Origin of the sequence: Myroides odoratimimus, assembly GCF_030326305.1 — a bacterium.
Lineage (GTDB): Bacteria > Bacteroidota > Bacteroidia > Flavobacteriales > Flavobacteriaceae > Flavobacterium > Flavobacterium odoratimimum_A.
Genome location: NZ_JACAKB010000060.1, coordinates 1 through 5,121, shown reverse-complemented (window position 1 = coordinate 5,121; position 5,121 = coordinate 1). Strand labels below are relative to the sequence as shown.

The 5,121-nt window shown below is 29.4% G+C and carries 4 protein-coding genes and 4 pseudogenes; 5 read left to right on the top strand and 3 right to left on the bottom strand.

Annotation, left to right across the window (positions count from 1 at the left end; genetic code table 11):
* Positions 1-222 (top strand): annotated as a pseudogene (locus HX049_RS18105) (IS4 family transposase); the annotation flags it as partial.
* Positions 223-295: 73 nt separating this feature from the next.
* Here HX049_RS18105 and HX049_RS18100 read toward each other — a convergent pair.
* Positions 296-651, bottom strand: a pseudogene (locus tag HX049_RS18100) (nucleoid-associated protein); the annotation flags it as partial.
* Between the two features lie 261 nt (positions 652-912).
* Entirely contained in the window at positions 913-1,224 is a 312-nt protein-coding gene (locus HX049_RS18095) for a MerR family transcriptional regulator (protein ID WP_286417770.1), read from the bottom strand.
* Between the two features lie 102 nt (positions 1,225-1,326).
* On the opposite strand from HX049_RS18095, the gene HX049_RS18090 reads away from it, so the two are divergent.
* The 3 genes and pseudogenes from HX049_RS18090 to tnpA all read left to right on the top strand — a co-directional run.
* Positions 1,327-1,815 (top strand): nuclear transport factor 2 family protein, encoded by a 489-nt coding sequence (locus HX049_RS18090; protein ID WP_286417768.1) that lies wholly within the window; start codon positions 1,327-1,329, stop codon positions 1,813-1,815.
* A gap of 38 nt (positions 1,816-1,853) precedes the next feature.
* A complete protein-coding gene (locus HX049_RS18085; RefSeq protein ID WP_286417766.1) occupies positions 1,854-2,474 on the top strand; it encodes a cysteine hydrolase in 621 nt (206 codons plus the stop codon).
* Positions 2,475-2,568: 94 nt separating this feature from the next.
* Positions 2,569-2,935: pseudogene (gene tnpA, locus HX049_RS18080) on the top strand (IS200/IS605 family transposase); the annotation flags it as partial.
* A 665-nt stretch (positions 2,936-3,600) separates the two neighbouring features.
* Here the strand turns inward: tnpA and HX049_RS18075 are convergent.
* Positions 3,601-4,482, bottom strand: coding sequence for an AraC family transcriptional regulator (locus HX049_RS18075; RefSeq protein ID WP_286386030.1), 882 nt, complete (start codon positions 4,480-4,482; stop codon positions 3,601-3,603).
* 268 nt (positions 4,483-4,750) lie between these two features.
* Between HX049_RS18075 and traM the strand changes: the two are divergent.
* Positions 4,751-4,954: pseudogene (traM, locus tag HX049_RS18070) on the top strand (conjugative transposon protein TraM); the annotation flags it as partial.
* Between the last annotated feature and the right edge of the window lie 167 nt (positions 4,955-5,121).

Genomic DNA, 5,121 nt, shown 5'->3' with positions numbered 1-5,121 from the left:
AGAATTGAAAAACTACTCATGTTAGTGATGATTGCTTTTGTATGGTGCTATAAGATTGGAGACTATATTGACACTATTAAGCCTATCACAATCAAGAATCATGGCAATAGGCTTATTAGTGTATTTAAACTTGGACTTGACTATCTATCAAGATTATTGCTTTCTAAAAACAACCATAATCCTTTAAATATCAATTGCTTTAGATTTTTGTCGTGTACTTAGGTAATATTGTCAAACTCTTCAAGTGTCGAACTTCAAGGAAATAACAAATAGAATATCCTGGGTTGAAACAAGGACTCTTTGGGCTAACAAAATTAAGTTTGATTGTGATTTTGTGTCTGGGTTGATTACATTCTTGAATTTCTAGGAAAATTCTGTAACAGCTTTGTTTGTGATAGGGAAGTCTGTAAGATTTTCAATACTATACTTTTCTGCATTGTCTACTTTATAGTTTTTCAACTCAGCGATTAGGTCGGGGGTATCGATTACTTCGTTTAAGGAGTTGGTTTCTTTGAAGTCGTTATTCTTAGCAAAGCAATTTACTGAGCGATTTAGAAACACTATTTCTTCATTTTTGTCTTCAGCAGGAAGTACTACAGCTTTTGCGAATTCTTGATAGAATTTAAGGTATTTCTTAGTGTGGAAGGTTTCATATTGTGATAATGTAAATATAGATACCATAACAGACAAAGGCGTAGTTACTCTAACGGATTATTTAGATTGTCTTCAGTATGTAAAGGGTAAACTTAGTTTCGTGCCTACAGCGGAGGGATTTTTTAATGTAGAAAATAATGTTTATGTGTATCAGTATAAAGATCATCTTTAGAACGTAAGACTATCTTATAGTGATAAGAATAATAATAACACAATTGAGGTGTAAAGACTCTCATGTAAACAGGAGTTTAGCTAAAGTTATTTTTGCTTTAGTTTATTTAAAGTATCTTCAATCATTTGCATTCTCTTACTTATTTTATCTGCAGAGGAGTCTAAGGTATATCCCTCGTCCATGAGTTCTTTAATAAGAAGCATTTTTTTAATATTCTGGTAATTGTAACGTCTGTTTTTTCCCTCTTCTTCTGTAATACTTTTAATTATTCCTTTGTCTTCCCAATATCTGATTTGTCGTGTTGGAATTCCTGTTATTTGAGACACCTCTCCAATACCAACAATTAATTTATCTAAAAAGTCAAAGTCAAAAGATAGCTCATTCTTATTATTGCTCATTTTGCAATTTATTTACAATTAATGTTGCAAATATAAAATATAAGCTATTCATTTGCAATTGTAATTTATTTACAATTAATGTAATTTATAAACAATTAATGTATGGTAAGAGTAATTTTTATTTTAACAATGGTATTCACAATTTTAAAAACAACATCTATGTCAGCACAGAAAAATATGTTGAAAGACTCTAGAGAAGAGTTAGTTAATTGGGTAGAGCAGACCTATGCTCAAGGGGCATTAAATAAATTAGATATAGATCAAGTCAAAAAAGGTTTTCATCCCCAGTTTAATATTCTTATACCTAAGGGTGATAATGTCTTTAAACTTTCTTTAGATAAATGGCTTGAAATAATACAAGACTATAAAAATTCAAGTAGTAAGGTAAGCTCTGGAGTTAGAAATTTAGAATATAAAATTCAAGTATTAGATATAACACAGAGTATTGCTAGTGTGAAGGTTGAGTTTTTTAAAAATGAGCAACTAGTCATAACAGATTATATATCCTTTATCAGATTTGAGCAAGTGTGGATGGCTGTTTCAAAAGTTTCAAAAGAACATATTACAAACCCTTTAAATCTAGATTTATAATGAAAAAATCATTTTTAATTTTATTAAACATATTATTTATGAATATAACTTTTGCTCAGATTAAACCTAAAGCAGCGTTAGTTTTAATTGAAACTCAAAATGAATGGATGCATCCAAATGGCAAACTTAATAAGGCTTTAATTCAAGATCGTGATATGATGCAAAATTCTATAAAAAAAATACAACAGGTTCTTATTTATGCCAGAGAAAAGAATATGGATGTTATTCACGTAGGATTAAGTTTTAAAAAAGGTTATCCTGAAATGGGAATTGCTCAAAGTGGACTTAGAAAGGCCATTCCAAATGCTGGAACATTTCCACAGGGTGAGTTTGGTTCAGCTTTTTATGAATCTGTAAAGCCTTTAGAGACTGAATTTGTAGTAAGTGGACGTATTGGAGCAAGTGGATTTACGGGATCTAATTTAGACACTTATCTTAGAAACAATGGTATTGAAACTTTATATCTTGTAGGTTACGCTACTCACGTATGTGTGGAGAGTACCTTTAGAGATGCCCATGAGAAGGGATATAATACTTTTATTATATCAGATGCTACAGCTGCTTTTAATAAAGTGCAGCAAGAGTATTTTTTAAATGAAATAGTACATCATTTCGGCCAGCATATCTCAAGTGAACAGTTTATTGAGAACTCATTTTAAAATATTGATGTATTAACCAAAAGGGCATCTTGTTAGAAAGGTGTCCTTTTGGTAATACTATTTATATAGTGTTGTCTTTAATATAGGCTAGGTAGAGGACGTTGAAATTAGTTTGGTTGAAGTTTGTAGTAAGATTTCAGAGCGCTATAAAATTCATTTTGTTGAAATCGGAGCAGATGAAAATCACGTACATTTTCTGATTCAAAGTGTACCAAAACTTTCTTTAGAGATAATTGGTAGGACAGCGAAAAGTATTACTTCAAAAGAGATTTTTCGATTGTATCCAGAAGTGAAAGACCAGTTATGGGGGAGGTAATTTTTGGACAAGCGGATATTGTGTAAATACAGTGGATCAATATGGTAATGAGGATGTAATTAAGAAATATATTCAAAATCAAGGAGAAGAAAATACTGTATACAAATCGTTCAACAAAAATCAGTTACTATTATCTTTTAAGTAACGCGATACCTTGAAGTAGTTTGTTAAAAAAAAACGAAATATTGTCAGAATGTATTTTGGTAATTATGATTTTACAAACCTTTTTGTTAGAGTAAAATCAGATAGGACAGAGCAACTATATAAGGTTAGATTTAACTACATATCCGTTTGATATTAATAATAAAGCCCCAATTTAATAGACTTATTTCTTATAAACCAAAAGAATTTAATAGCTACAGATATCTATTTCTTGTCTCTATGTAATTTTACCAGTAGCAAATCTGTTTATGATATTAGTAAAAGCCTTGGTTTATTTATTGGAAATATAGATTCCCCCCACAACTCTTAAGCTAAACTTGATTTAAGAAAGAGGCCCCTAATTAGGAGCCTCAAAAGTGAATTGTTGTTTGCTAGCTCATTTTGAGCTACTTGAAAAAAGTGTGAGTTTTGTTGTTACTTTTTTAAATCTAGCAACAAAGATTAATTAAAGTGTGAGTTTTGTTGTTACTTTTTTAAATCTAGTAACAAAGATTAAATTGAGAATTAATAATGGCTTATTCTCTTCATTAAAACATGTAAATTAAAAATAATAACTTTATTGCCTCCTGCATTTTCTGCTTTAACAATAATGCAAAACTAACTTTTGTATTCTTATTCAAGCTTATATAAAAACGAATAAAAACTGCGTTAATCACCATTCTCTTTATATTTATTTCTGAATTGCAAAGGAGTTAGACCTGTTTTTCTTTTGAAGAATACTGTCAAATGATTAGCTTCTTTAAATTTTAGTTTAAATGATATTTCATTTATGTGTAAATCTTTATATAATAACAATCTCTTAATTTCCATAATCATTCTTTCTGATACCCAAGCATAAGGAGTGATATTATCAGTTTTTTTAAATGCATATTCAATTGATCGAACACTTAGTTTTAATTCAGAGGCATACATTTTTACAGTCATGCTTTTATCTATGTTGTTGTTAACTAAATGTTTGAAATTAGATACAATTAATTTATCGTGTGAAATATTTAGCTGTTGAGTAGTAGATTTATCAATTGCATTTTCTAAAATTAGCAATGTATTGAAAAGGTAATTATTTAAAATATATTGTTGTTTAGGATAAAAACTTTTGTTTAATTCTTTTTTGATAAGTGTAAACAATAAAGTTAACTCTTCATATTGCCCACTTATATCAATTGACTGTAAATGATCAGTTAAATCAAAAAGTTTTGTATTATAGAAAAACTGAAAATGAAGCTCATCAATACAAAAGAATTCTTCAGTAAACATTAAAATCTCAGATTTATAATTTACCGGGGTACAATATTGTTCTACCTGATTCTTTGAGACTATTAAAACTCGTTTAGGAGCGACATCAATTGAAACAGAATCTAAATAATATGTACCCTCTCCTTCTATAAAAAGATGAATGCAAAAGAAAGTTAATTTATGAGGATAAAACAAGTGTTGTCCCCTTATCTGTACTAATTTATTAACATCTTTGCAATTGATATATAATCTATTATTAAATCGATGAAGAAAAGGTTCCAAAGGTAACTTATTCATAAATATAAACAGTAGTGTTTGTTTTAGCGTAATTTTAAATAATAACTAATATAACTCATTATTTTGTTGGTACAAAAGAAAAGGAAATTAGCTATACAATCGTTATACTTTAACGAAAGTAATATGTATATCCCCACAAATAAAAACGTAGTTTGAGTTATATGATAACTCAAATAAGTGATTCTTGTAATCACCTATTTCATTAAGTGATTTACCTAAGTTTTAATTAATCATAGAGAGCAGTGGCAAAACTAAAATGTACTTTACAAGCGCTTCAAAGGAGATCTTCGCCAATATGGGACAAACAGCAGGAACGAGTATTTCAATGAGTAGGTCTGCTTCTGATCAAATTGCGGGAGATTTAACCAAAGGGCTTATTCAAGGCGTATCAGGATATGTCTCTAAGAAAGTAAAAGCCCAAAGAGTAACATTAAAACAAGGACAAGAACTCTTTCTTGTTCCTAAAGAATAACAACTAATCAATTAAAACCAAATCATTATGAAGTATGCACCCGAGCAAGTGCATGTTTCATAATATAATGTAAGGAAGTAAGTTTGCTTGAAATAATAAAGAGATGAGCAAACAAGAAATTATGTACTCTCATGTAGAGGATTGGCAAGCAAGTGGATTGACACAAT

Excerpts from the sequence above, each read along its gene's own strand:
- HX049_RS18090 (WP_286417768.1), top strand. The coding sequence starts at position 1,327 with ATGGTAAGAGTAATTTTTATTTTAACAATGGTATTCACAATTTTAAAA.
- HX049_RS18085 (WP_286417766.1), top strand. The coding sequence starts at position 1,854 with ATGAATATAACTTTTGCTCAGATTAAACCTAAAGCAGCGTTAGTTTTA.
- HX049_RS18095 (WP_286417770.1), bottom strand. The coding sequence starts at position 1,224 with ATGAGCAATAATAAGAATGAGCTATCTTTTGACTTTGACTTTTTAGAT.
- HX049_RS18075 (WP_286386030.1), bottom strand. The coding sequence starts at position 4,482 with ATGAATAAGTTACCTTTGGAACCTTTTCTTCATCGATTTAATAATAGA.